Annotated in this window: 27 protein-coding genes; 14 read left to right on the top strand and 13 right to left on the bottom strand. The window is 60.5% G+C overall.

The features are described from left to right. The first annotated feature begins 3 nt into the window (after positions 1 to 3). Together DYI22_RS10690 and DYI22_RS10685 are read left to right on the top strand one after the other, a co-directional pair. Positions 4 to 672, top strand: coding sequence for a hypothetical protein (locus DYI22_RS10690; RefSeq protein WP_213478023.1), 669 nt, complete (start codon positions 4 to 6; stop codon positions 670 to 672). Then, positions 673 to 1,494, top strand: a complete 822-nt coding sequence (locus DYI22_RS10685; RefSeq protein WP_213478022.1) for a DUF3750 domain-containing protein — start codon at positions 673 to 675, stop codon at positions 1,492 to 1,494. Here DYI22_RS10685 and DYI22_RS10680 read toward each other — a convergent pair. The 3 genes from DYI22_RS10680 to DYI22_RS10670 form a co-directional block, all read right to left on the bottom strand. Then, positions 1,482 to 1,793, bottom strand: coding sequence for an AzlD family protein (locus DYI22_RS10680; RefSeq protein ID WP_213478021.1), 312 nt, complete (start codon positions 1,791 to 1,793; stop codon positions 1,482 to 1,484). The genes DYI22_RS10685 and DYI22_RS10680 overlap by 13 nt on opposite strands. After that, a complete protein-coding gene (locus tag DYI22_RS10675; protein ID WP_213478020.1) occupies positions 1,790 to 2,500 on the bottom strand; it encodes an AzlC family ABC transporter permease in 711 nt (236 codons plus the stop codon). Before DYI22_RS10675 ends, DYI22_RS10680 begins: the two co-directional genes overlap by 4 nt. 116 nt (positions 2,501 to 2,616) lie before the next feature. Then, positions 2,617 to 3,159, bottom strand: a complete 543-nt coding sequence (locus DYI22_RS10670) for a hypothetical protein (RefSeq protein ID WP_213478019.1) — start codon at positions 3,157 to 3,159, stop codon at positions 2,617 to 2,619. A gap of 511 nt (positions 3,160 to 3,670) precedes the next feature. On the opposite strand from DYI22_RS10670, the gene DYI22_RS10665 reads away from it, so the two are divergent. The 3 genes from DYI22_RS10665 to DYI22_RS10655 all read left to right on the top strand — a co-directional run bounded on the left by DYI22_RS10665 (position 3,671) and on the right by DYI22_RS10655 (position 7,268). After that, positions 3,671 to 4,771 carry a Leu/Phe/Val dehydrogenase gene (locus tag DYI22_RS10665; RefSeq protein WP_213478018.1) on the top strand — a complete coding sequence of 367 codons (1,101 nt, stop codon included), beginning with the start codon at positions 3,671 to 3,673 and terminating at the stop codon, positions 4,769 to 4,771. A 93-nt stretch (positions 4,772 to 4,864) separates the two neighbouring features. Next, a complete protein-coding gene (locus DYI22_RS10660; RefSeq protein WP_213478017.1) occupies positions 4,865 to 6,277 on the top strand; it encodes a sodium-dependent transporter in 1,413 nt (470 codons plus the stop codon). Positions 6,278 to 6,440: 163 nt separating this feature from the next. Continuing rightward, positions 6,441 to 7,268: a metal-dependent hydrolase gene (locus DYI22_RS10655; protein ID WP_213478016.1), complete on the top strand. Its 828-nt coding sequence runs from the start codon at positions 6,441 to 6,443 to the stop codon at positions 7,266 to 7,268. Between the two features lie 11 nt (positions 7,269 to 7,279). Here DYI22_RS10655 and DYI22_RS10650 read toward each other — a convergent pair whose 3' ends face one another. The 4 genes from DYI22_RS10650 to DYI22_RS10635 all read right to left on the bottom strand — a co-directional run bounded on the left by DYI22_RS10650 (position 7,280) and on the right by DYI22_RS10635 (position 11,551). Then, a complete protein-coding gene (locus DYI22_RS10650) occupies positions 7,280 to 8,182 on the bottom strand; it encodes an NAD-dependent protein deacetylase (RefSeq protein ID WP_213478015.1) in 903 nt (300 codons plus the stop codon). A 14-nt stretch (positions 8,183 to 8,196) separates the two neighbouring features. Then, positions 8,197 to 8,928, bottom strand: coding sequence for a spermidine synthase (locus DYI22_RS10645; RefSeq protein ID WP_213478014.1), 732 nt, complete (start codon positions 8,926 to 8,928; stop codon positions 8,197 to 8,199). A gap of 281 nt (positions 8,929 to 9,209) precedes the next feature. After that, positions 9,210 to 9,779: a DUF1415 domain-containing protein gene (locus tag DYI22_RS10640; protein WP_213478013.1), complete on the bottom strand. Its 570-nt coding sequence runs from the start codon at positions 9,777 to 9,779 to the stop codon at positions 9,210 to 9,212. A 185-nt stretch (positions 9,780 to 9,964) separates the two neighbouring features. Then, positions 9,965 to 11,551, bottom strand: coding sequence for an ABC-F family ATPase (locus DYI22_RS10635; RefSeq protein ID WP_213478012.1), 1,587 nt, complete (start codon positions 11,549 to 11,551; stop codon positions 9,965 to 9,967). Between the two features lie 182 nt (positions 11,552 to 11,733). On the opposite strand from DYI22_RS10635, the gene DYI22_RS10630 reads away from it, so the two are divergent. Together DYI22_RS10630 and DYI22_RS10625 are read left to right on the top strand one after the other, a co-directional pair. Then, positions 11,734 to 12,012 (top strand): peptidylprolyl isomerase, encoded by a 279-nt coding sequence (locus DYI22_RS10630; RefSeq protein ID WP_213478011.1) that lies wholly within the window; start codon positions 11,734 to 11,736, stop codon positions 12,010 to 12,012. Beyond that, a complete protein-coding gene (locus DYI22_RS10625) occupies positions 12,012 to 12,974 on the top strand; it encodes a succinyl-CoA synthetase subunit beta (protein ID WP_213478010.1) in 963 nt (320 codons plus the stop codon). Before DYI22_RS10630 ends, DYI22_RS10625 begins: the two co-directional genes overlap by 1 nt. Here DYI22_RS10625 and DYI22_RS10620 read toward each other — a convergent pair. Continuing rightward, positions 12,971 to 14,149, bottom strand: a complete 1,179-nt coding sequence (locus DYI22_RS10620) for a M24 family metallopeptidase (RefSeq protein WP_213478009.1) — start codon at positions 14,147 to 14,149, stop codon at positions 12,971 to 12,973. The two genes, DYI22_RS10625 and DYI22_RS10620, sit on opposite strands and share 4 nt — an antisense overlap. 76 nt (positions 14,150 to 14,225) lie before the next feature. After that, entirely contained in the window at positions 14,226 to 15,047 is an 822-nt protein-coding gene (locus tag DYI22_RS10615; protein ID WP_213478008.1) for a DUF2059 domain-containing protein, read from the bottom strand. A 124-nt stretch (positions 15,048 to 15,171) separates the two neighbouring features. On the opposite strand from DYI22_RS10615, the gene DYI22_RS10610 reads away from it, so the two are divergent. Then, positions 15,172 to 15,855: a lysozyme-like domain containing protein gene (locus DYI22_RS10610; RefSeq protein ID WP_213478007.1), complete on the top strand. Its 684-nt coding sequence runs from the start codon at positions 15,172 to 15,174 to the stop codon at positions 15,853 to 15,855. Here DYI22_RS10610 and DYI22_RS10605 read toward each other — a convergent pair. Next, positions 15,852 to 16,760: a LysR family transcriptional regulator gene (locus DYI22_RS10605; RefSeq protein WP_213478006.1), complete on the bottom strand. Its 909-nt coding sequence runs from the start codon at positions 16,758 to 16,760 to the stop codon at positions 15,852 to 15,854. The two genes, DYI22_RS10610 and DYI22_RS10605, sit on opposite strands and share 4 nt — an antisense overlap. 140 nt (positions 16,761 to 16,900) lie before the next feature. Between DYI22_RS10605 and DYI22_RS10600 the strand changes: the two genes are divergently transcribed. Further along, positions 16,901 to 17,098: a hypothetical protein gene (locus DYI22_RS10600; RefSeq protein WP_213478005.1), complete on the top strand. Its 198-nt coding sequence runs from the start codon at positions 16,901 to 16,903 to the stop codon at positions 17,096 to 17,098. Positions 17,099 to 17,208: 110 nt separating this feature from the next. Here DYI22_RS10600 and DYI22_RS10595 read toward each other — a convergent pair whose 3' ends face one another. After that, on the bottom strand, positions 17,209 to 18,891 hold the full coding sequence (locus DYI22_RS10595) for an AMP-binding protein (RefSeq protein ID WP_213478004.1): 1,683 nt from the start codon (positions 18,889 to 18,891) through the stop codon (positions 17,209 to 17,211). A 408-nt stretch (positions 18,892 to 19,299) separates the two neighbouring features. Here DYI22_RS10595 and DYI22_RS10590 point away from each other — a divergent pair, with 408 nt between their 5' ends. Continuing rightward, positions 19,300 to 20,214 carry a glutathione S-transferase family protein gene (locus DYI22_RS10590; RefSeq protein WP_213478003.1) on the top strand — a complete coding sequence of 305 codons (915 nt, stop codon included), beginning with the start codon at positions 19,300 to 19,302 and terminating at the stop codon, positions 20,212 to 20,214. A gap of 120 nt (positions 20,215 to 20,334) precedes the next feature. Then, positions 20,335 to 20,619: a YebG family protein gene (locus DYI22_RS10585; protein ID WP_213478002.1), complete on the top strand. Its 285-nt coding sequence runs from the start codon at positions 20,335 to 20,337 to the stop codon at positions 20,617 to 20,619. A 30-nt stretch (positions 20,620 to 20,649) separates the two neighbouring features. On the opposite strand, the gene DYI22_RS10580 is transcribed toward DYI22_RS10585, so the two are convergent. Next, complete coding sequence (locus DYI22_RS10580) at positions 20,650 to 21,078, bottom strand: Lrp/AsnC family transcriptional regulator (protein ID WP_213478001.1); 429 nt, start codon at positions 21,076 to 21,078, stop codon at positions 20,650 to 20,652. Between the two features lie 133 nt (positions 21,079 to 21,211). On the opposite strand from DYI22_RS10580, the gene DYI22_RS10575 reads away from it, so the two are divergent. Both DYI22_RS10575 and DYI22_RS10570 read left to right on the top strand, forming a co-directional pair. Further along, positions 21,212 to 22,318, top strand: coding sequence for an arginine N-succinyltransferase (locus DYI22_RS10575; RefSeq protein WP_213478000.1), 1,107 nt, complete (start codon positions 21,212 to 21,214; stop codon positions 22,316 to 22,318). Beyond that, on the top strand, positions 22,308 to 23,111 hold the full coding sequence (locus DYI22_RS10570; protein ID WP_213477999.1) for a DUF1338 domain-containing protein: 804 nt from the start codon (positions 22,308 to 22,310) through the stop codon (positions 23,109 to 23,111). The genes DYI22_RS10575 and DYI22_RS10570 overlap by 11 nt, the downstream gene beginning before the upstream one ends. 4 nt (positions 23,112 to 23,115) lie before the next feature. Here DYI22_RS10570 and DYI22_RS10565 read toward each other — a convergent pair whose 3' ends face one another. Beyond that, a complete protein-coding gene (locus tag DYI22_RS10565) occupies positions 23,116 to 23,784 on the bottom strand; it encodes a protein-L-isoaspartate(D-aspartate) O-methyltransferase (protein WP_213477998.1) in 669 nt (222 codons plus the stop codon). 254 nt (positions 23,785 to 24,038) lie between these two features. On the opposite strand from DYI22_RS10565, the gene DYI22_RS10560 reads away from it, so the two are divergent. Further along, on the top strand, positions 24,039 to 24,704 hold the full coding sequence (locus DYI22_RS10560; RefSeq protein WP_213477997.1) for a hypothetical protein: 666 nt from the start codon (positions 24,039 to 24,041) through the stop codon (positions 24,702 to 24,704). Positions 24,705 to 24,796: the final 92 nt, after the last annotated feature.

Here is a 24,796-nt window from a genome sequence, read left to right as displayed (position 1 = left end):
ACCATGGATACGGATCAGCTACTCAGTCTCATCGGGAATGACGGCGGCGCCGTCGTATTATCCGTCATCGCCATTATTGTGGCCCTGGCGACGCTTATTTACTCGGTCAACGCCAGGCGTACCCAGGCGGACCGGGATGATCAGCTCAAACACCGCACCGAAACCCTCTGGCGGGATATGGACGAGCTTCGCATCAACCAGTTCAACGGCGCCACTCCGCCCGTGCTTGCCCCGGGGGCCGCGTCGGCCGACGCCGATCAGTTCGCTTCCGAGAAAGCGGCCTACGAGGCCATCTGGCCCCAGCTGTGGGTTCTGCACGACCGGCTCGGCATATTCCTGCGCTCGGTAGAGGCTGGCGAGTCCGCCGGGGAACTCCGGCTGGAGGCGCGTAATGCGGCACTGGAAGCCCGCAACGCGCTGAACCGCCATCGGCCGTTCTGCCATGAAGAGGTGGATTCGCTGGTCACCAAGATGATCGACACCGAGATCAAGGCACATCTCGCCGCCTGCCAGTACATGGATTTGCTGAAAGACACCGCCACCAGTTCCGACACCACCCACGACCGCAATATCCAGCGCGAAAAGTTCCGTTTGCACTACGACGGCGAAGCCCGGGAACTAATGAATCAGGTGGTCGCCGTTATTCGCCGCCGCACCCTCAGGACCCACTGAATGAGACGTTTCTTCAAAGTCACGGCCTGGTTTTTCAGTGGCCTGTTTCTGCTGCTGACCGGCCCGCTGCTGCTCGCCACCAGCAGTTCCCTGCAAAGCGCTGAAAGCTGGCAGACCGCTTCCCGTGACAGCGCAGGCATCGCGCCCCTGCCCGGTGACGCCCAGGAAGCCATTATTCAGGTCTACGGCGCGCGGGCATGGAGCTGGCGCGGCTACTTTGCTGTCCACACCTGGATCAGCACCAAGGAGCAAGGGGCGGACCACTACCGTGTTCACGAAGTCACCGGCTGGCGACGCTACGTGGTCAACTCACGCCCTGGTGATCCTGATCGCCGCTGGTACGGCGCCGAGCCCGTGCTGTATGCCGACATTCGTGGACCAGACGCGGAACGCCTGATCCCTGAGATCTACCAGGCCGTGGAAAGCTACCCCTACCCCACCGAATACGAAGCCTGGCCAGGGCCCAACAGCAATACCTTTGTGGCCTGGGTCATTCGTGAAACCGAGGGCCTGAATGTGGCACTGCCAAACCACGCCATCGGTAAGGATTATCTGGGGGACAAGGTAGCCGCTCCGGTTCCCGGAGGTTCCGGTTATCAGATCTCCCTGGGGGGCTATTTCGGCGTGCTGGCCGGCGTTCGCGAGGGGCTGGAGGTCAATGTGCTGGGACTGTCGCTGGGCGTGAACCCGTTGGGCCTGGGCATCAAATTGCCCGGCATCGGTGAGCTGGCCTTGCGCAATACCAACCCGATGCCGGACCTGGAGCGGAAACCGGGCACCGACCCGGCCAGTGTCGGTTCCGCAACGGATCAGGCGAGGTAGCGCACGGCTGCCGCCGCAGCAATACCCGCAGCAATGGACGGCAACGGTTTACGCAACACCAGCATGGCCAGGGCGGTGGTGCCCAGCGCCGCACGGGCTCCGGCGTCACCCTCGAACGCCATGGGAACCACAATGGCAATCAGCACGGAGCTGGCCATGGTGTTGATAAAGCTCTCAACGCGCGGGCTGATCCGCACGAACGACATGGCAAGCACGCCGCCATAGCGGGTGGCCAGCGTCACCACCGTCATGATGGCGATGAGCAGCAGGATGCCGGAGGTTGTGGTTTCGATGGTCATGCCGGCTTCCTCTCCAGCCAGAACAGCCCGACCACTCCGCCGGCCAGCGCGCCCACCACCACGTGCGTGTGTGGCGGCAAGTACCAGTAGGCCGCCAGCGAGGCGGCAGCGGCCACAGACCACGCGGTCAGTACCCGCGGCGACTTGCTGCCGCCCAGAGCCATGGCAAGCAGAAAGCATCCCAGTACCATATCCAGCCCCAGGCTTTGCGGGTCTTGCAGCAGACCGCCGAAGTATACCCCCATCAACGTGCCCAGAATCCACGCCAGCCACAGCGCCAGCCCACCGCCAAGGATCACCTCCAGGTTGCGTCGTCCACTCTGGTATTCCTGGGCAGAGACCGCCCAGTTGGCGTCGGTGAGCAACAGCAGCACCCCATAACGCTGGCGCGGCGGCAGGTCTTTGAGCATGGGGTAAAGTGACGCGCCCATCAGCAGATGACGGGAATTGATGGCGAACACCACAGCGATCATCGGCAGCACCGAGACTTCGGCTCCCCACATGTCGACAGCGGCGAACTGCGAGGCGCCGGCAAACACCGCGGCGCTCATCAGCAGTGCCTGCAGGGGCTCAAGTCCTTTCTGGGTGGCGGCCAGGCCGAAGGCAGCACCAAACGCCACCACAAACAACGAGATGGGAAGCAGCCGGACAAACTCAAGGCGCACCCTGGCCGGCTGTAGCTGATAAGAATAGGAAGCGACAGACATTAACCGAAGTTAAGTCAGATTCCCCGGGCCGCGTATAGGTAGTTACCGCATAACGGCACGCCCTTCGACTAATGCACTAGCCAGTCACTATCCATGAGCGCTCAGTCCATGTGCTCTCAGTGCACGATATGCACCCGACCATCCGCCGCGGCAAACGGGTTGTTGAAGCTGCTGCTCTCACCCTGAAGTTCCGCTTCCGGATGGTTCAGTTTCATCAACTCCTTCATTTGTGCCACGTCCGCCTTGGGCACGTCCACCATCACCAGGTGCCGCCCGGCTTCGATATCGCCGTGGTATTTGCGAATGCGGTAGTTCTCGGTGCCAATGCCGCCAAAACCGCCGAGCCAGCCACCGGCAATAATGGCAAAAGCGCCCATTGCCACATAGGCCGACAGCGGCCAGCCGAACCCGCCCCACACGGCCATGGGCAGCACGAAAAACAGGGCGAACAGGCCGCCAATGATCATGCCCCGTTCAACAAACCGTGGCAGGTCGGTTTTGTCGAGCACACTGGCCGAGTGCAGCCGGTGGGTATAGAGACCCGCCTCATCCTTGCTGAAAATGTGAAACCGCCAATCGGTGATGCCGCGCTCGTGCAAATCTTCAGAGATGCTTTCAACACTGTCGATGGTGTCCACCAGATAGAAGAGCCGTTTCATAACCTTCCTCCACTCAGAGACTCTGAGCCAGACTGTGACAATTGATTATAAAACAGCCAGACCGGTGGCCGGCCGCTTGCTCAAACCGTTTTACGATAAGCCGATTCGGGATATCGCACTCCGGTCTAAAGATTCCGAATTCATCGTTGACGTTAACGTAAAATGAAGCTAGTTTGTTTTCCGTCCAGCCCCAAAAGGGCATTCCCGAGCCGGAAAAATGGACGCCTGAAATCAGAACACCGGCCACAAGCCGGACAACAACAAGATACCCGCTCAAGCCGAGATCCGGCCAGGTGGGAGAGGATTTCATCATGCCCCGAAGCGCACCTTCCACAGGCGGACTCCGCCCCGCCTACCTGATTGCCCGGGAACGTCAACCAATCGCCACTGCCACGGTCTAAACTTTTTACAAGGGCTGGCGGCGATCATCCATCCCGACTGCCCGCTCAATCGATTTGCTGCTGCAGGCCCCACAAGGGTAGCGGTGGCCCCGGAAGAGAGGCAAAACGCCATGAACGTATTCAGCCATCCCGAGTTCGACAACCACGAACACCTGTCGTTTTTCTGTGACGCCGAAACCGGCCTGAAAGCCATCACTGCCATTCACAACACCTCCCGCGGCCCGGCCCTGGGCGGTTGCCGGATGTTTCCCTACGCCACGGACGAGGAAGCCCTGCGTGACGTACTGAGACTGTCCCGCGGCATGACCTACAAATCCGCCCTCGCCAACCTGGATCTCGGCGGCGGCAAATCAGTGATCATCGGCGATCCGCGCAAGCACAAGACCGAAGCGTTGATGGAAGCCATGGGGCGCCACCTGGAGAGCCTGGGAGGCCAGTACATCGCCGCCGAGGACTCCGGCACCAGCGTACCCGACCTCAAGATCATGGGCCGCCGAACCAGTCATGTGGCCGGCATCGCCGCCCGCACCGGCTTTGACGGCAATCCCAGCAACGGCGACCCGTCTCCGGCCACCGCATACGGCACCTTCATCGGCCTGAAGGCGGCGGTAAAACACAAGCTGGGGCGAAACGATCTCACCGGCCTGAAAGTCGCCATTCAGGGCATTGGCAACGTCGGGTTCCGGCTCGCCAGACACCTGAAGGAAGCCGGCGCCGAGCTGTGGGTATACGACATTCACGAGGACAACATCCAGCGGGCGGTGGACCAGTTGGGCGCCCGCGTGGCAACAGCCGACGATATCCTGTTCCTGCCGGTGGATGTGGTAGCGCCCTGCGCCATGGGTGCAGTGCTGAACGACGACAGCATTCCCCAGCTCAAAGCCAACATTGTGGCCGGCGCCGCCAATAACCAGCTGGCCCAGCCACAGCATGACGGCATGCTGCGGGATCGGGGCATTCTTTATGCCCCGGACTTCGCCATCAATGCCGGGGGCATCATCGATGTATTCTACGAGCGCACCGGCGCCGCCCCGGAGACCGTGCGCGCCCATGTGGACACCATCGGCGACACCCTGACCGAAATATTCAACCGTTCCGACCGTTCGGATCGCCCCACCGGGGCCATCGCCAATGAACTGGCGGAGGAGCGGTTCCGCAAGCACACCGCGGGTGCCGGGCTGGCGCCTGAGCGGCTGGCTTGCGCCGGGTAACCTGACACCGGCGCATCCCCCGGGGGAGCTGCGGGCTTCTGCCGCTCCCCCTTTTTTACTACCTGACAACAACAAATACCGCAGGAGATCATCATGTCTGTCACGTCATCAGGTTCTGCCACCTACTCGGAGGCGCTAGAAGGGTCTAACGCCAAACGCGGCCTCTGGTCCTCGCGCCTTGCCTTTGTCCTTGCCGCCACCGGCTCCGCCGTGGGTCTGGGGAACATCTGGAAATTCCCCTACGTAACCGGCGAAAACGGCGGTGGCGCCTTTGTACTGGTGTATCTGCTCTGCATCGCCATTGTTGGCATCCCCATCATGATGGCGGAGGTGATGATTGGCCGTCGCGGCGGCCGCAGCCCGGTCAACAGCCTGCGCCTGATTGCCGAGCGGGACCGTTTGAAACCGGCGTGGAAACTGGTGGGCGCTGTGGGTGTACTGGCGGGATTCCTGATTCTCTCGTTCTATTCGGTGATCGGCGGCTGGGCGATCTCCTACGTTGGCACGACCGCCAGCGGCCAACTTGCGGGCCAGTCCGCCGATGCGGTGGGCGCCATTTTCTCGGGGCTGCTCAGTAACCCCGGCACCCTGCTGGCCTGGCATACCCTGTTCATGGTCATGGTGATGGTGGTCGTTGCACGCGGCGTACGCTCGGGCCTGGAGCGGGCGGTGAGCATCCTGATGCCGGCGCTGTTCGTCTTGCTGCTGATCGTGGTGGGCTATGCCATGACCACTGGCCACTTCGGTCAGGCGGTCGCCTTCCTGTTCCAGCCGGACTTCTCCAAACTCACCACCTCCGGCATCCTGGTCGCCCTCGGCCACGCCTTTTTCACCCTGAGCCTCGGCATGGCGGTGATGATGGCCTACGGTTCCTATCTGCCAAAGAACATTTCCATCGCCAAAACCTCGATCACGGTTTCTGTCATCGACACCGGCGTTGCGCTGCTCGCCGGGCTGGCCATCTTCCCGATTGTGTTTGCCAACGGCCTTGAGCCCGGTGCAGGCCCCGGCCTGATTTTCCAGACCCTGCCCCTGGCCTTCGGCCAGATGCCCATGGGCACCCTGTTTGGCACCCTGTTCTTTGTGCTGCTGATCTTCGCCGCCTGGACGTCCGGCATCTCCCTGCTGGAACCCATTGTGGAGTGGCTGGAAGAGCAAAAAGGCATGAACCGCACCGTGAGCACCGTGGCCGCTGGTGTGGTTTGCTGGGCCCTGGGCATTGCATCGATTCTGTCACTGAACCTGTGGGCGGATTTCGCGCCGCTGAGTTTCGTTCCGATGCTCGAAGGCAAAACCATCTTCGACCTGCTCGACTTCTTCACCGCCAACATCCTGCTGCCGCTGGGCGGCCTGCTGGTTGCCGTGTTTGCGGGTTGGGTGATGTCGCGCCAGGCCATGGAGAACGAACTGGCGCTGTCGCCGGCCATGTTCAAGCTGTGGTTTGTGACCGTGCGTTTCATCACTCCCATAGCCGTCGCCGTGGTGTTTATCTACAACCTGCTGTAATCCCCGGGGGAGGCGGTCATGGCCGCCTCCCCCGCTCTCCGTTTAGCGCTGTTTCACGCGGTTTTACAACAGTGACCAGATTCTGTCCCTTTCTAACCGGACGCAACACGGGGCCACCCCGTATGGTAAGCCTTGTAGAACAATGAATCAGCGAGGCCACACCATGTCAGCAGTAACCGCATCATTTCCCGTACGCCGCCAGGACTTCGGTTTTGACGAAGTGCCCCGGCACTGGGTCGACAGTGACCCGTTCATGACGCATCTGTTCAACGCCCTGTCTGCACTGTTTCCCGATGGCGAGCGCTTTTTCGTGGACAGCGTCCGCGCGGTGCGCGAACAGATCAACGATCCGCAGTTGCAGAAAGATATCGGCGCTTTCATCGGCCAGGAGGCCATGCACGCCAAAGAGCACGGTCATTTCAACGAAGGCGCCATCAAGCAGGGGTTCGACATCAAGAAGCTGGAAGGCTGGACCCGGGGCTTCCTGTCGGTGAAAAACCTGCCGCTGCTGAACAACAAACGCGTTCACCTGGCTGGCACGGTGGCCCTGGAGCATTTCACCGGCATTTTGTCCGCCCAGTTGCTCAAGCGGGAGGATCTGGTCAACGCCATTGATCCTTCCATGCGCACCCTGTGGGCCTGGCATTGCATTGAAGAGAACGAACACAAGGCGGTCGCCTTCGACACATACGAAACGCTCTACGACAAGAGCGTGGTCGATTACACCATTCGCATGGGCACCATGGCGCTCATTACCGCCCTGATCATGGTGGCCATCCATGCGTTTATCGTGGAGCTGATGCGGGAAGACAAGCAACTGCTGAACCTGCGCTCATGGGCCAAAGGCCTGAACCGGGTGTGGGGGCCGAAAGGCATGTTCACCGCGATCATTCCCGAGTACCTGGACTACTTCAAGCCGGACTTCCACCCCTGGCAGCACGACACCGAGTTCCTGCTACGCAAGTGGCGCAAGCAGCTGGGGTTTGCCTGAGCCGTTCCGGTTTATAACCGCTCGAGCGAGGCCTTGAGGGTCTCGCCGATGCGGGCGTTCAGTTTCAGTGAAACCAGCTCGTCAGCGCGGGTGCGCCCGAGATTCAGTGTCGCGATGGGCTTTTGCCACTCGCTGGCGTAGCGGCAGAAACGGAACCCCGAATACACCATCAGCGAAGAGCCGATAACCAGCAGGCCGTCGCTCGCTTTCAGCGTATCCAGAGCGGAATAAACGCGATCTTTGGGCACGAAGTCGCCGAAGAACACCACATCCGGTTTCAGAATGCCCGCACACTTCGGGCAATCGGCGAGCCGGAAATCCGCAAAATCCACCTCCAGATCCGCATCGCCGTCCGGCGCCACCGACGCCGTGTAATGCCCGAACCCCGGGTTCAGATCCGCACAGCGGTCGTGCACTTCGTCCCGTGGACAGCGGTAGCCGCAACTCATGCACACCACCTCATCGGCGCGGCCGTGAAGATCGGTCACCGCGTGGGTGCCGGCTTTCTGATGCAGCCGATCCACGTTCTGGGTCACTACCAGATTGCTGTGGTTGAGCAGTTCCAGCTCACAAATGTAATGGTGGGACGGATTCGGCGCAGCGTTGCGCATTACCGGCCAGCCAATCAGGCTACGCCCCCAGTAACGCTGCCGGGTGTGAACGTCTTCCATGAAAGCCTGATGCTGGACGGGCTGCTTGCGCTTCCAGGCACCGTCACCGTCACGGTAATCCGGTATGCCGGAATCGGTACTGACACCGGCTCCGGTGAGAATAAGCAAGTTCGGATGGCGCTGAATAAACTCCGCCAGCAAGGCCCCCGCCTCGTCCGGTTGATGCAACACTGGCGGCTGATCCGGCTCGGGCAGACGCTGGCTGGTGCTGAACGGGCGGCTACGATGGGTAGTCACGGGCATGCTTACTCCGGCTCTCAGCCCGGCTTGCGGGCCACGTACACGGTGTTGAACGATTCCCTGTTCTGAAACGGATTGAAGAAGGATACGACATGGCAGGCCACATCGGTGAACACCTGGCGCAGCACCGCCATGAACTCCTCATCCTCCCCCTCATTTGACCACATGGCAAATACGCCGCGGGGGGCGAGCTGCCGGGCCATCAGGCGCAGATTGTTGGCGGTGTAGAAACTGGCGCTGGAGTCGTGCAGCAGTGCCCGCGGCGAGTGGTCGATATCAAGGAGAATGGCATCGAAGGGTTTGCCGGGGTCCTGGGAGTCAAAACCACCATCATTGAGGTCGGCAATCGCAAGGTCGAAGAAGCTGCCATGAACGTAACGGTTCCGCGGGTCGGCGTTCAGATCCTTCCCCAGAGGCACCAGTTCCCGCTGGTGCCAGCCGATGACCGGTTCCAGGTATTCAACCACCAGCAGCTCGGCCACCCGCTCATGCTTGAGCGCCGCTACGGCGGTGTAGCCCAGCCCGAGACCACCCACCACCACGCGGAGGTTGTCGCCTTCGGTTTCACCCAGGCCGATATCGGACAGGGCTACCTCGGCGTCCACAAACATGCTGGACATGAGGAATTCCTCGCCCAGTTTCACCTCAAAGATATCCCGGTCACCGATGGCCGGAATACGACGCCGGCGCAGGGTGATCTCACCGATAACCGAGGGTTGGCTGTCTATTTGTTCGAAAAGCAGGCCCATGAACTAGGCTCCGTGGTTTGGTCCAGTTTGCGGGAACATTTCTTTTATAGAGTTTGCCGTCCCCAGCCTGATACTCAGTGCAGTCACGGTTGGGATGGCACGTTCAAAACACGCTCAAGCCCATCCATGGGGCGCTTGGGCTCCGCCCCTCAGTGCTTATTGCTCCTGCGTCGCACTGAGGGTCCTGGGCAGGCCGTCCATGGCCTGCCCGTGAAGAGCTTTCCGCTCTTCACCCATGGCTCCGCACAGTTTTGGACGGCCCTACCCACCGGCTCTTTGGTCTACTCCCCTGTCCGCTCCGGGACATTGTGAACGAAACATGCTGCGAGCGTGTTACGCACTTTCTCTGCGCCCAGCTTTTCCATCAGCTCGATATTTCGTTGGGGGATCTCGTTTACGTCCGGATAGCTGTCAATCGCTGCCTCCAGGCTGGCTTCTCTTAACAGATGAAGCATCGGGAACGGCGAGCGGTTGGTGTAGTTTTCCGCAGCGCCCGGTTCCGTCTCGGCAAACTGATAGTCCGGGTGGAAGCTGGCTATCTGATAGACACCCTCCATATCCAGATACGCGAGCAAACCGTCTGCCGCATCCAGAAACTCATTGTAGAGTCCAAAGTTCTGTAAAACACCCGGATGGATCAACAGCGTGGTTTCGATCTCGGGTTCGTCGTCCAGCCGTTGGAGCTCGGCATGCAGCGCCTGCAGTAACTCATCTTCCGTCACTGCCTCCGATACCACAAACCGAACCCGGTTACGGACCAGTTCCCGTTTGGCGAATGGACACAGGTTATAGCCGACAACCACGTCTTCGACCCACTTACGAGTCGCGCTTATAATCTCGATTTCATCCATGCCGTAATCTCTTTTAAGTTTGAGGCCCACTGAGAGGCGTGAGTGGGCGGGCGGGGCGGCCTGTCCAAAAATTTGCGCAGCCATGGATGGCGGAGCAGAAGCGCCACAAGGATGTGCCGAAGGAGCGGTTTTTGGACAGGCCGCCCCGCCCGTCCACAACCACCGAAATCAGAGTCCCGGGGGCCTTAAACGTACCCCTGACTCCGAAGATAATCATCATAAGACCCGCTAAAATCGGTAATACCGTCGGCCTTGAGCTCAATAATCCGCGTAGCCAACGAAGAAACAAACTCCCGATCGTGGCTGACGAAAATCAGCGTCCCCGGGTAGTTCTCCAGCGCCAGGTTCAGCGCCTCGATGGACTCCATATCCAGGTGGTTGGTCGGCTCGTCCATCAGCATCACGTTGGGCTTCTGCAGAATCAGCTTGCCGAACAGCATCCGCCCCTGCTCTCCCCCGGAGATCACCCGCACCGATTTGCCGATGTCGTCGCCGGAGAACAGCATACGGCCCAGGGTTCCCCGCACCAGCTGCTCGCCACCCTTGGTCCACTGCGCCATCCAGTCGGTCAGGGTGGCGTCGTCAGCAAAGTCCGCGGTGTGGTCCTGGGCGAAGTAGCCCACTTCCGCACTGTCGGTCCACTTCACCTCACCGCTGTCCGGCGTATAGGCGCCGGCCATACACTGCAGCAGCGTGGTTTTACCGATGCCGTTAGGGCCAATGATCGCCACTCGCTCCCCCGCTTCAACCTGCAGACTGAGGTTTTTGAACAGCGGCTTGTCATCAAACCCCTTGGTCATCTTGTCGAGGGTCACGGCCTGGCGGTGCAGTTTCTTGGCCTGCTCGAAACGGATAAACGGGCTGACCCGGCTTGAGGGCTTGACCTCCTCCAGCTGGATCTTGTCTATCTGGCGGGCGCGGGAGGTGGCCTGCTTGGCCTTGGAGGCGTTGGCCGAGAAGCGGCTGACGAATTGCTGCAGTTCGGCAATCTGGGCCTTTTTCTTGGCGTTGTCCGACAACATGCGCTCGCGGGCCTGAGTAGCGGCGGTCATGTATTCGTCGTAGTTGCCCGGGAACAGCCGCAACTCGCCATAGTCCAGATCCGCCATGTGGGTGCACACGCTGTTCAGGAAATGGCGGTCGTGGGAGATGATAATCATGGTGCTGTTGCGGGCCACCAGAATGTTTTCCAGCCAGCGGATGGTGTTGATGTCCAGGTGGTTGGTGGGCTCGTCCAGCAGCAGCACGTCCGGGTCGGAAAACAGCGCCTGAGCCAGCAGCACTCGCAGCTTCCAGCCCGGCGCCAGGGCACTCATAGGGCCATCATGTTGTTCCAGCGGAATATCCAGTCCCAGCAACAGTTCACCGGCGCGGGATTCGGCGGTGTAGCCGTCCATCTCGGCGAACTGCACTTCCAGGTCCGCCACGGCCATGCCGTCTTCCTCGCTCATCTCCGCCAGCGAATAGATGCGGTCACGCTCTTTCTTGACGTTCCACAGTTCTTCATGGCCCATGATCACGGTGTCCATGACTGAGCAGGTCTCATAGGCGAACTGGTCCTGCCGCAGTTTACCCAGGCGGACATTGGGCTCGAGCATGACCTGCCCCGCCGACGGTTCCAGATCGCCACCGAGGATTTTCATGAACGTGGACTTGCCGCAGCCGTTGGCGCCGATCAGACCGTAGCGGTTGCCATGGCCGAACTTTACGGATACGTTTTCAAACAGAGGCTTGGCCCCGAACTGCATGGTGATATTGGCGGTGGAAATCAAGAAACTGACCTGTCTGGTAAGGGCCGGACACGCCGGCAGAGAAAAGGCGGCATTGTACAGATTTACGGCGACAACCGTGAGGCCGCAGAAACACGGATAAAAACCACTTGCCTCCGGCGGGCGGGGCGGGCAGCATTCTTACCCGGACGTACCCATTCATTGAAACCAACAGGACACAATCCATGACACAGGCAACCGCACGCCACATCCTGGTCGACAGCGAAGCAAAATGCGAAGAGCTCAAGCAGGCCATCGAAGGTGGTCAGGACTTCGCTGAAGTGGCAAAGCAGCACTCCTCCTGCCCTTCCGGTCGCAACGGCGGTGATCTGGGCTCCTTCGGCCCGGGCCAGATGGTGCCGGAATTCGACAAGGCCGTGTTCAGCAGTGACCTGAACACCGTCATCGGCCCGATCAAGACCCAGTTTGGCTACCACCTGCTGGAAGTAACCAGCCGAGGCTGATGGGTAACGGCTTCATCCTGCCCAACCTTCGCGGCGGCCAGCTCCTGCAGGCATTGGCCGCCGCGAGTGTCGTACTCATCGTCCCGCTGTTTTTTGTCGGCGGGCCGGACTGGTCATCCACACCCCTCGACAGGGCGCTGTGGGATCTGGGCCACCTCATTTTCTTTGCCCTGGCCACCTTCGCGGTGCAGCCCTGGCGCTGGCTGCACGGCCGGCGGCTGTGGGTGGTCACCACGCTTGTGGTGCTGGTGATCGGTGTTGCCATCGAATTGCTGCAATCCGGGCTGGCACGACAGGAAGACTGGCGAGACGTACTGCGCAACCAGATAGGGTTGTGGCTGGTGCTGGCCTGGCACCCGCTGATCACCGCCCGCCAGCCGGCGCCCGGTATGAATCCCCTGCTGGCGCTGATATCGCTGGCACTGGTGACGTTCGAGCTGGGTGCTGCCGGGGTGGTGGCGGCCAGGCAATTCGAGATCAATCGCCAGCTACCGCAGCTCTACAATTTTGCCCACGAAGAGCCAACCCTGTTCTGGCGCGGGCCGGTGTCGCCCTCCCCCCTGCACAGCCAGGGTGGCAATCCGGCGGGCGGCAGGAGTCTGGAAATTTCGCTGAACACCAAACTCTATTCCGGCGCATCCCTGGACAACCTGCCGGCAGACTGGCGCGATTATGACCAGCTCCGGATATCGTTGTTCAACCCCCACGATGACCGCTTCACCATGACGCTGCGCATCAACGACGTTGCCCACGAGCGCAATGCCAATACCTACAACGACCGTTTCAACACGCAACTGCAACTGGAGCCCGGTCTGAACCGTTTCACCCTCAGCCTCGACGCCGTCAGAGACGCGCCGCACACACGGCCCATGGACATGTCCGACATCCGCCGGCTGGGGATTTTCGTGATCCGGCTGCCGCAACCTCGCACCGTCTACCTGACCGAACTGCAGCTGGACTAGGTCAGCGACCAGGGGTTGCTGGTGAGGGTGTCTGCCCCGGTGTCTGTCACCACAATGGTTTCACTGCACCCGATACCCCAGAGGCCGGGAATGCGCAGGCAGATGGGCAGGTGAAACACCATCCCCGGCTGAAAGCACAGAGACTGACCACGGGCGATAAATCCGGAGCCCTCAACCCAGGACGGGGGGAACTGAGCCCCGACGGTATAGCCGAAAACGCCGGAGAAAAACACCTCGCCTGCCAGGGGCGACAGGGCATCTTCCGCACCTCGTGCGGCGGCGTCGAAACTGGCGTCCGGCCTGATCGCACCAAGCAACGCATCCACCACGCGGCGGCAGCCATCGAATACCCGTTGCATGTCCCGGGTCGGCTTACCGGCGACCACGGTCTGCATCATCGGAGCGGTGTAACGTTTCCAGGCCGCGCCGAACTCCAGAAAAACCGGATCGCCCGGTTCGATGGCAAAGCGCTTGTGATTGGTGTGGATGATGCTGCTGCGTGCACCGACGGTGACGATCGGTTGCATGCTCATGAACTCGCTGCCCGCTGCCAACAGGGCCTGGGCGCCGACTGCTGCAATTTCATTGTCACTGACCCCATGGCGCACCGCTGCCGCTGCGGTCTTCAGAGCAAGCCCGGTGACGTGAGCACTGCGGCGCAGGCAGGCCAGCTCCGCGGCGGACTTCACGATGCGAACGCGCTTGAGCAGCAAGGCACTGTCGACGAAGCGGATGTCCGGTAGCCGGGTGCGGATACCTTCGATTACGCCATGGCGCAGGGAACCGTGCCAGAAATCGATGCCAACCCGTTCCTCGTAGCCGGACAGCGCCTCGACCAGCGGTTCCAGCACTTCGCCGATCCCCTCCCAGCGATAGCCCGCAACCCGTTCGACGCGGGTAGTGACCATGGCCGGCCCCACCTCGATGGATGGCACCTGCAGCAGCAGAGCGGCGGGCGTTACCACCAGCGCCACGTGCACCGATACCTCAAAGGTGCTGTAACCGGTCAGGTAGAAAATATCGGAGGGGTCCGTTAACAGCAGGGCGCTGATATCGTCTCCGGCCATGCCGGCGCGCACCCTGGCCAGCCTCTGCTCGAATTCTGCCGGGGGGAACGGACACTCCGCACCCCGTGCGGCAGTGGTCAGTGCGGTCTGGTAGGCGTTGAAGTCCACTGGGCTTCCTCCCGGCAAGCATCCTTCTAAAGAGCGTGGACCCAAAACTTCAGTTGTTCAACTATCGGCCCGATCTTCAGCTCGCGGGGTTGAGAAACCGCACCATCTGGTTGCCGATGGACTCGATCGGAGCGGTGATGGCCCGCTGGATGCTGTTCGTCACTACGCCGGAGAAACGCGCACCGGCGTCGCTCTCCAGGAAGCGGATGTACAGATCCAGCTCGGAGGCACTGATGTCACGGTAGGTGAACAGATAACTGTCGAACACCTGCTGGTTCACCATGCCCTCGAGCATACCGCGCTGATTTTCAATCTGCGCCTGGATCTGCTCGAAAGAGGCGGCATCTGCGCCTTTGAGGGCCGATAACGCGGTCGCCAGGCCTGACTGGACGGCGATAGAGGTGTCCACCGCGCTCTCGGTGGCCCGCGAAGCGTTATCGAAACGATCAAACATCTCCACGCGCTCACTGCCGCGGAAGCGCTTGTTCAGCGCCGGCGCCTGTGCCTGGATCTCCGCCCAGGCCTCGGGGCGCGAGGCGGCGATTTCCGCCTCGGCGATTTTCTGTGCCAGCGGGGTGTCATACCAATCCATGACCGACTGCAACTGCGCTTCACTGAGATTCGACTCAAGGTCCGCGACAATCTGCGCCTGGATGTCCCGAGCGTTGAAGCTGCTACTGACCATATGGCCGATGGTGTCGGCGGCAAACGGCGGCACCCGGCCACTGCGCTTCAGTCCGTCGCGGATGCCCTGGCTCATCATCGCGGGGTACTGGGCAACAATGTCATCAATGGGCGACGCATCCAGCACGGCATCGGCCGATGGCGCCGCCTGGGCGGTTCCCCACAGCAGGGCAACAGATACTAAAACCGGTTTAATTTGGGAAAATGCTTTCATGGCCTATCATCCGCAGAGGTCGATGGGCGGTTTATGCCATGGCGAAAGCCCACCCTGCAAGCGACCAGGGGCGCAATTGGATGACAAATTGGTAGGGTAACGGAGGGTTCTGGTTTTCCAGCCCATGAGTAAGCTCAGTAAACGTCTTAATGTCTGGAAGGCACGGCTGAAATGGTACGGGCTGCCGGTGCTGGGGCTGGTGATCGCCACCTGGGCGACGCTGAGGTTCAGCCTGCTGGAGCCCGATCCCCCATTGCAGCAGGAAAATGTCTGCGAGATCTTCCGGGAACAGCCGGTCTGGTACGACTACGCCAAAGAATCCCAGCGAAAATGGGGCACGCCTATCGCCACCCAGATGGCCTTCGTGTATTACGAATCCTCGTTTCGCAGCCACGCGCGGCCACCGCGCACCACCCTGTGGGGGGTGATTCCGTGGACGCGTCCGACCTCGGCCTACGGCTACGCCCAGGCACTGGACCCGGCGTGGGGCGAGTATCTGGAGGCCAATGGCGACGGGCCGTTTGTGGTGCGCACCCACATGGCCCACGCGCTGGACTTTGTCGGCTGGTACAACCATCTCACCAACCGACAGCTGGGCATTCCGTTTCACAGCCCCCGCAAACTGTACCTGGCGTACCACGAAGGCCGCGCCGGTTACGCCCGCCGCAGCTACAACGCCAAACCCCAGGTGGTGGCGCTGGCACAGCGCGTGCAGAACCGCGCCTTCCGCTACGACAATCAACTGCAAACCTGTGAGCAGGAATTCCAGTGCTGGCGCTGGTATCAGTTCTGGCCGTTCTGCGGTTAGGTCGCCGAAAAGGTCGGGCCAGGTTCGATCAGTGAATGCAGGCTCTGCAACCGCTCCACCAGATACTCCATCACGATGCGGACCCGGGCCATCTGCTGAGTGTCCTGATTGACGTGTAACCAGAGATCGACACTCTCACCTTCCAGCGGCTCCGACAGGCGCCGCAGTTCTTTCGTGCTCTCCCCCAGGTAGCACGGCAACACCGCCAGTCCGGCACCGCTGCTGGCCAGCGCATACATGGATTGCAGACTGTTGCAGCGAATCGCCGAGGGTACCTGCTTCAGATGCCGGCGGTACCAGCGGCCGGTCGCCAGGTGACTGAAGGTTTCATCCGGAATGATCCAGACGCACTGCTCGGGGTGATTGTCGATGTCCATGCCGCGGTTGCGCCGGCAGTACTGTGCCGACGCGTACACCGCCGATTCGATGGCAGCGATGCGCTCACCTTCCAGCGTGGCCTGGGGCTTGTTTTCCGGTCGCAGGGTCAGGTCGGCTTCCCGGTGGCTGAGGTTGGCCACGTCGTTATCGGTCAGCACTTCCAGCTCAATGTCGGGAAACTCCCGCACCAGTTCAGCGAGGATCGGGCTCAGCAGCTGGTTCATCATCGCATCTTCGGCGGCCAGGCGGACCTTGCCCACCGGCGCCGAGTCCTGCCCCACCAGTTTGCGCTCCAGATTCTCCATCGCCACGGTCAGGCGTTCGGCCTCCCGGAACGCGGTTTCGCCGACCGGCGTCAGCTGCAAACCATCGCGGGAGCGCTCAAAAAACTGAACCCCCAGCGCCTCTTCCATCTGGTCTAGCCGGCGCAACACCGTGGTTTGGTGCACACCCAGTAATTCACCCGCCTTGGCGAGGGTCCCGCCTATTGCGAGCGCATGAATATATCGTAGATAATCCCAGTCCATAGTTACTGCATATTTGCAACGCGGGTACGGATTTTAACGTATTCACGTTGCAAATAAGAACCCCTAAAATTGTTTGTAAATTAAAGATAGATCCCTAATCAATCCACCCAACCATCCATCCAACCAAGGAGGAAGGCGCTATGACTCAGAAGCATATCGCAACCGTTCACCCGCTGCCGTCCAGTATCCTCCACAACAGTGCTGAGGTCAGGCGCCAGTATACCCGTGCTGCCAGCAGGCAGGCGGTTCAGTTTATTGGCAGGAAACTGCGCATTGCCGGCCGCAAGGCCCAGGCGGCCACGCCGGACATGCCCCAGGCAATGCAGGGCGGTCACTGAGGACCGTTTGAACGCCCCGGTCGGGGCTGACAACGCAGGGATGTGAAAAGGGAATTTGAAAACGCCGGCAGGCCCGCACACACGGACCGCCGGCGTTTTGCGTTGGGAACTCAGAATTCCCAGACCACCTTTGCCTTCTGCCCGAACCACTCGTCCATCTTGCGGGTATAGTAGTTCTCGATCACATTGCGCTTGATTTTCATGGTGGGCGTCAACATGCCGTTCTCCATGGTCCAGGGTTCCTTGACCACCACCACGAACGCCAGTTTCTCATGAGCCTCGCACGCGGCGTTCACCGCATCCAGTTCCCGCGCCAGCTCCTGTTCAAGCGCCTCACGGCTACCACCAGTATCCAGCTCTTCCCGCGCCTCTTCCGACAGCAGCACCATCAGGCACGGCTGCGGCTGATTGGCGCCAGCCACACACACCACTTCCGCCTTGGGGTGGTTGAAACGGTTTTCGATTGGCACCGGCACCACGTACTTGCCTTTGGAGGTCTTGAACAGATCCTTGACCCGGCCGGTAATGCGCAGGCACCCGTCCGCGTCGATCTCGCCCATGTCGCCGGTTTTCAGGAAGCCGTCGTCGGTAACATCTTCCCGGGTTTTCTCTTCGTTCTTGTAATAACCGAGCATCTGGCCCGGGCTTTTAACCTCAACCTCTCCGCCCTCGCCGAGGCGGTGCTCAACCCCCGGGTTGGCCATACCAACGGTGCCCACTTTGGCCTGACCGGGACGGTTCGCGTGGGAATATCCGAAGTTCTCGGACATGCCATACACTTCCAGCAATTCCAGGTCAAGGTTGCGATACCAGCCAATGATTTCCGCCGACAGGGGCGCCGCCCCGGTCAATGCGGCGCGGCAATGATCGAGCCCCAATTGCTTCAACACCTTCTTCTTCACCAGCGAATTCAGCAACGGAATGCTGAACAGCAGCTTCTGTTTCTTCGGCGGCAATTTGGCGTTAACCCCCAGATAGAACTTCATCCACAACCGCGGCACCGAGAAAAACAGCGTCGGCCGTGCCCGTTGCAGATCCTCCTGGAAGGTATCCAGCGAGTTGGCGAAATACAGGTGGAAGCCGTAATACAGCGACTGGGTTTCCACCGCCGCCCGCTCGGCAACGTGGGCCAGGGGCAGGTACGACAACATGCGTTCGTCGGAGGAAACCGGGAACAGCTGCTGCAGACCGTCGGCCACCGAAATCATGGTGCGGAAACTGTGCATCACGCCTTTCGGGCGGCCGGTGCTACCGGACGTGTACACGATGGTCGCCAGCGCATCGGGATCGGGCAGTTTCGGTTCTGCCGGCTCACACTGGCCAACGATCTGCTGCCATTTTGGGGTGTCGTCCCGCGGCGACAGCGGCAGGGAGATGATCGGCAGTTCCGCCGGAATGTGGCCCTTGATGTCATTCCAGCCATCGGCGGTGCCGTCCAGCTTGCCCAGAAACAGCAAACGGGCTTCACTGTGTTCCAGAACGTAAGCCGCGGTATCGCCATTGAGGGTTGGGTACAACGGCACCGAGACATGCCCTGCCGCCCAGATGGCCAGATCTGAGAGAATCCAGTGGGCGCTGTTCTTGCCCAGAATGGCAATATTGCTGCGCTCGGGTAAATCAAGACTGATGAGATGAGCCGCCATGCGGGAAACCTGATCCGCGGCCTGCTGCCAGGTGATGTCCTCAACCCGCCCATCCGGAAATGGCTGGGTCAGGTACACGTTATCCGGGGTTTGTTTCGCCCAGTAATACAGGCAATGCAGGGAAGTCTGCTTCTCTAGTTCTACGGCCATGTCAGGCTCCTTGTTGTTATTCTGTCCGTCATCGGATTTTTATTGTGTTATCCGCATACTACCGGTATTCCAGCTTTCCTCAATAGCCACGATTACCGCGGCCACTGACAGTTTCTTACTCTATTGCGACCTGCTGCGCAATCCTGTCGTGACAGGTGCGCGGGATGGTCTACAGTTAGCTACGTAGCGTAATAAACAGGGCCACTGATGGAGGTGCCTATGAAAACAACAAGTCGCTCGTACCTGATCTTTCCTGCCTGGGGGCTCATCCTCATCGGCTCCGCCGCTTTTCTTTATTGTGCCTCTGCGGGTTTACTGACCTCTTAGGCCAGATTCACCCCGGCCTTCACACATTGCGCTGCGGTCCGTGTATGCTCGGCACTTCCTTACAGCGACGGACCAATAGCCATGCATGAACTGATCCTCTATCACTACCCCATGTCACCGTTTGGCGAAAAAGCCCGGGCAATGCTTGGCTATGCCGGCCTGCCCTGGCAGTCAGTTACTGTGAAGGAAATGCCGCCTCGCCCGGTTCTGGACGTGCTGGCCGGCGGCTACCGCAAGATTCCGGTTGCCCAGATCGGCGCCGACGTGTTCTGCGACACCCGCACGGTGGCCCGGGAAATTGCCCGTCTCAGCGGAAAGTCCGAACTGATCCTTGACCAGCAGCCGGAGGAGGTTCAGGCATTTGTACGTGAAACCGACCTCAAGGTCTTTCTCGCCTGTGTGATTGCCGCCAGTGACGGCCGCATGCTTAAAAAGCTGATCCGGGAAACCTCGTTGATTAATGCCTTCCGGTTTCTGAAGGATCGCATTGCCATGGGACGCGGGTCCCGGGTCAAAGCCCTGAAAGGCCCCCAGGCCAAAGCCCGGGTGCTTGCGCACATGGCCCAGATGGAAAGCATGCTGGATCAGGATTTTCTGTTCGGGCCCTCGCCCTGCATCGCGGATTTTTCGGCCTATCACAGCCTCTGGTTTGTGTGCGATCTGGCCGGTAAACCCTGGCTCAGGGATTACCCCCGGGTCGCAAGCTGGATGCAGCGTATGAAAGCGTTCGGGCACGGCCAGCCGGCGGATATTACCGGCGACCAGGCGCTGGATATCGCCAGAAATTCCGATCCCCGGATGCTGGCGTCCGCCTCGGAACATCCGCTGACCGGGCAGAACGTGGACGTGGCACCGGACGATTACGGCCGCGATCCGGTCCGCGGCCTGCTGCTGTTCAGCGATGACCAGACCACCATCCTGAAACGGGAACACGCCCGAACCGGCACCGTCCATGTGCATTTTCCGGCACAGGGTTTTGTCATCACCCCGGCGTGATCAACTGCACGCACACCAGCCCGACAACTGTATACATATACAGTTTTACGCGATACACTGCCTCGTACGTAACAACTGCCCCGCACCGACATACTGGTGTGGGCCCCATTGGAGAGATTCATGGCTGTACAGGCACTGTATTACTCGGAAAGGGATGGACTGGAGATGGCGCTGAAGAACCCGGATACCCTGCTCTTTTCATCCAAAGCCGACGCTGATGCCCGAGACAAGGTGCTGGAACTGGCTGAAGAGATTACCCAGTTCCTGCAGGCACGGGTAGAGGGCATGGATGAGGCGCTGGCGGAAAAAGCGGCGCTGGCGATCGCCGAAGAAAAAGAACTGTTCGGCAAAGCGCTGAAGAAGCCGTCGTTGCTGAACCAGACGACGCTGACCGACCAATCGTGATGACCGCGCCCAGGGATCGGGCGCAACGTTTCAGCGACGAAACCGTGTTTCCAATACCACCGCCGAATTGGTGCGCTCGACACCCTCCAGATTGCCGATCTCGTCCAGCACCGCACTGAGCTCTTCCAGTGACTGCGCCTGCACAATGGCGATCAGGTCGTACTCACCACTGACCGAAAACAATTGCGCCACCTGGCTGATGTTCTCCAGCGCCGCGTTGGTTCTCGACGTCAGCTTCTGTACCACCTTGATGGACACATGCGCTTCGACCTGATTCGCCGCAAAGGCGTCGCCCAACTGCACCGAGTACCCTTTGATAACCCCACCGCTTTCGAGGCGGGCCAGGCGGTTCTGCACCGTTGACCGGGACAAATTAAGTGCCCGCGCGAGGTCGGACACGCTGGTTCGCGCATTTTGCCGCAACAGCAATAACAGCTTCTGATCCTGCTTTCCGAGCATAACGCCACTTTACTCCGTCATTTTGACTGATCTTTTCATTATTCCGGTTATTCTGCCACTACAAACCGACACCAACCCCTTTCATACTGACCGCAATACAAGAATCCTGATTCAGTCGTCCGGGGACACGCCCATGATCATTCGTCCGATCCAGCCACAGGATCTGCCAGCCCTGCTCACCATCGCCCGGGAATCCGGCCCGGGGTTCACCTCGCTGACCGATGACCCGGCGTTTCTCGAGCGCAAGATTGCGCGCAGCATGGACAGTTTTGGACGGGCGGTGACACAACCGAAAGACGAGCAATACCTGTTCGTTCTTGTGGATACTGACACCGGCGAGATCATGGGGACCACCGGCATTGAAGCCTACGCCGGGCACGAGCGCCCGCTGGAGCACTTCCGGCGTGGTGCGGTGGCGGGCACCACGCACGAACGGCTAACCCGGTGCAATCACTACACCGGATACTCCGAGATCTGCAGCCTGTACCTGCGGCCGGCCTATCGCGGCGCGGCGTTTCGCAAGGCCCACGCGGGCAAACTGCTGTCGAAAGTGCGTTTTCTGTTCATGGCCCAGCACCCTCAGCGGTTCGCATCGACCGTGATTGCTGAGATGCGGGGGGTTGCCAATGATCGCGGTCAGCCACCGTTCTGGAACTGGCTCAAAACCCAGGCCGGCAACCTGGAATTTGCCACCGTTACCCAGCTGGTTGCCACGGGCAATACCCGCCTGCTGGATAGCCTGCTGCCGGAAAACCCACTGTTTACCGCCAACATGAGTGACGAGGCACGGCGCACGATCGGCCAGGTCCATCAGCACACCCGACCGGCCTTGAAAATGCTGCTGGAAGAAGGCTTCCGCCACCACGGCTACGTGGATCTTCTCGACGCCGGGCCCACCGTGGAGGCCCCGCTGGGGCGTATTGCCAGCGTCCAGCATTCGAGGCACTGCCGGGTTCAGGTGGTGGACGACGACATCCCCGCGATCACCCGAAATCAGCCCGGTAACCGACACCGGCCCATGCTGCTGGCCAATACAGACACCCTCGGTTTCCGCGCCTCGGTCACCGAGGCTGCCGACTGGCTCCCTCACCGTCAGATGCTGACCGTGCCGCGCTCGCTGGCCGACAGACTCAACCTGGAGACCGGTGCCGCGGCCCGCTTTTTACCCCTGGCTCAGGCCGCAAACCGGGCAGCGTACGACCCTGAATCGCCCAACACGGAGGCTCACTATGCACACTGACCGCACTCTGTTGTTTGATCACCTGTGGGAGGACTACCGCACCGTGACACCTTCCGCCGAGGCCATCCACCGGATACTGGGCGCGGAAGAGGGCCAGCGAATTGTCAATGACCACATCGCACTGCGCACCTTCAATCTCGACCCGGTCGGACTCGAGGCCCTGGCGGCGCACTTTACTTCGCTGGGTTACTACTGCGGCGGTGACTATCATTTTGAAGCCAAGAAACTCTATGCCCGGCACTACGAACACCCGGACCCGCTGGCTCCCAAGGTTTTCATCTCGGAACTGTTGACGGAACAGTGCTCACCCGAGCTGCAGAGCATTGCCCGGACACTGGTGGACGAGGTCAAACCCGAGAGCGTCAAGGCCGACAACTTTCTTTATTCCGGCCGCCACTGGCATCTGGACTACGCGACCTACCAGGCCCTGCTGGCCGAAAGCGAGTACGCCGCCTGGCTCGCCGCCTGGGGATTCCGTGCCAACCATTTCACCGTCAGCATCAATCAGTTGGGGCAGTACCACAGTGTCGAAGCCATCAATCAACTGCTGAAAGCCAATGGCTATCGGGTGAACGACTCCGGTGGTGAAGTGAAAGGCTCGCCAGAGGAGTTGCTGGAGCAGTCTTCCACCATGGCAGACAGGATGCCCGTAAGGTTCACCGACCGCACGGCAACCATCCCCAGCTGTTTCTACGAGTTTGCCCTGCGCTACACCGACGCCTCCGGCAAGCTGTATCCGGGCTTTGTGGCCGCGTCGGCGGACAAAATTTTCGAAAGCACTCATTCCGGCTGACCGGTCAGCGGTTTCCCTCCGGCCAGCCCTCGGCACCGACCAGGGGAACGAAACGTACTCCGCCGAGGGTCTCGCGCCGGAACCGGGACGGCGTTTGGCGAGTGATACGCACCAGCTCCTGCCCGCCAAACTCCGAGCCAACCGGCATCACCAGCCGCCCCCCCGTCGCCAACTGAACCTTGAGTGTTTCCGGAACGTCAGGACCGCCGGCGGCGACAATGATGCCATCGAATGGTGCTGCACCGGGCCAGCCCACCGTGCCGTCACCGCACTGCACATGCACATTCAGGAAACCTTCGGCGAGCAACACCCGGCGCGCCCGTTGCGCCAGCGTCGACAGTCGTTCGATACCAAAGACCTCGCTGGCGATGCAGGCCAGAACCGCCGCGCCGTAGCCAGAGCCGGTGCCAACATCCAGCACTTTCTCTCCACCCTGCAGTCCCAGCGCCTCGACCATCAACGCCACCACGTAGGGCTGGGAAATGGTTTGCCCCAGTCCGATCGACAGCGGGCCGTCATCATAGGCCTGTTCGCGGTTGGCGGCAGGTACGAATTTTTCTCTCCGCACCCGGCCCATGGCGTCCAGAACGAGCGGCGATGAAATACCGCGGGCGTGAATCTGGTGCTCCACCATGGCGAGACGGCGGGCGGTAAAGTCAGGTGCGGTGTCCATCCTGAGGCCCTGCTACCGAGTATGACATCTCAGACTACGCCGGTATGGCCGGGTGCGTGTTGATTTCAGTCAATATCAGCGATTCCTTCAATGAGCACACCTTACCTTCGGTAACAAATCGCTTACATTTTACAACGGATGCGCGACCACTCTCTGACTACTTTTTAGCCAGGGCAAGGACCACAGCCTGCCCCCATCATTCACAATAACAACAAGGCGGCTCCCGGAGCTGCCGGAAAAAATGGAGAACAGGCATGTCCGCACCGGTTAACCATCTGGAGGAACGGATCAAAGACGCCACCGACATGCTGGAGGAGTTAATGCCTTCGGCCATTACGCTGGCCATGATGCTCAGGCACCGGAAAATGGCGGCCTGGCTACGAGCAGAGTTTGAAGGCTACAGCGAGCCGGCCAAGGCTCCGCCGTATCGCCGTGACCTTCCCGGCCACATTGTGGCGCGCTCACCCCAGTATGGCTGGATTCCGGCACCGGTGGACGAGGTTCAGAAAGCCGAACACGGCCGGCTGGACCTGCTTGAGGGCATCCGATCGCTTGAGAAAACCTGCGCTAACTGCAAGAAAGGCAATGGCAACCGCATTGCGCTTCCCCAGGAGCAGATGTCAGAACTGCAGGCCCAGATCAACCTCAGTGCCGAACTCGCCATCAATGTCAGCCGCGACACCTACGGCGGCGTGCTGAAGACCATCCGCGCTGCCATCTACCTGTGGACGCGTGAACTCATAGCCGCAGGCCTTGGCGGCGAGCACAACTCCTTTAGTGAGCAGGAACGCAAGCTCGCGAGCGCACTGGATGAGCCCGACCAGTTCTGGCGTCGGGCCATGGTCGAGCTTGACCAGTTGCCCATCCCCGACACCCGGGAAATCGGCTTCTTCGAGAAAGTGTTCGGCCGCGCCGGCTGACGGGAAATACAAAACACATGTCACGCGGGGCCTGCGCGTCAGGCTCCGCTTTTGTATGTCGCGAGAAAGGTCTAGGATGGTGATGAGGAACT

The organism is Marinobacter lipolyticus, assembly GCF_018424605.1.
Lineage (GTDB): Bacteria > Pseudomonadota > Gammaproteobacteria > Pseudomonadales > Oleiphilaceae > Marinobacter > Marinobacter lipolyticus_B.
This window is presented reverse-complemented; position numbering and strand designations above follow the sequence as displayed.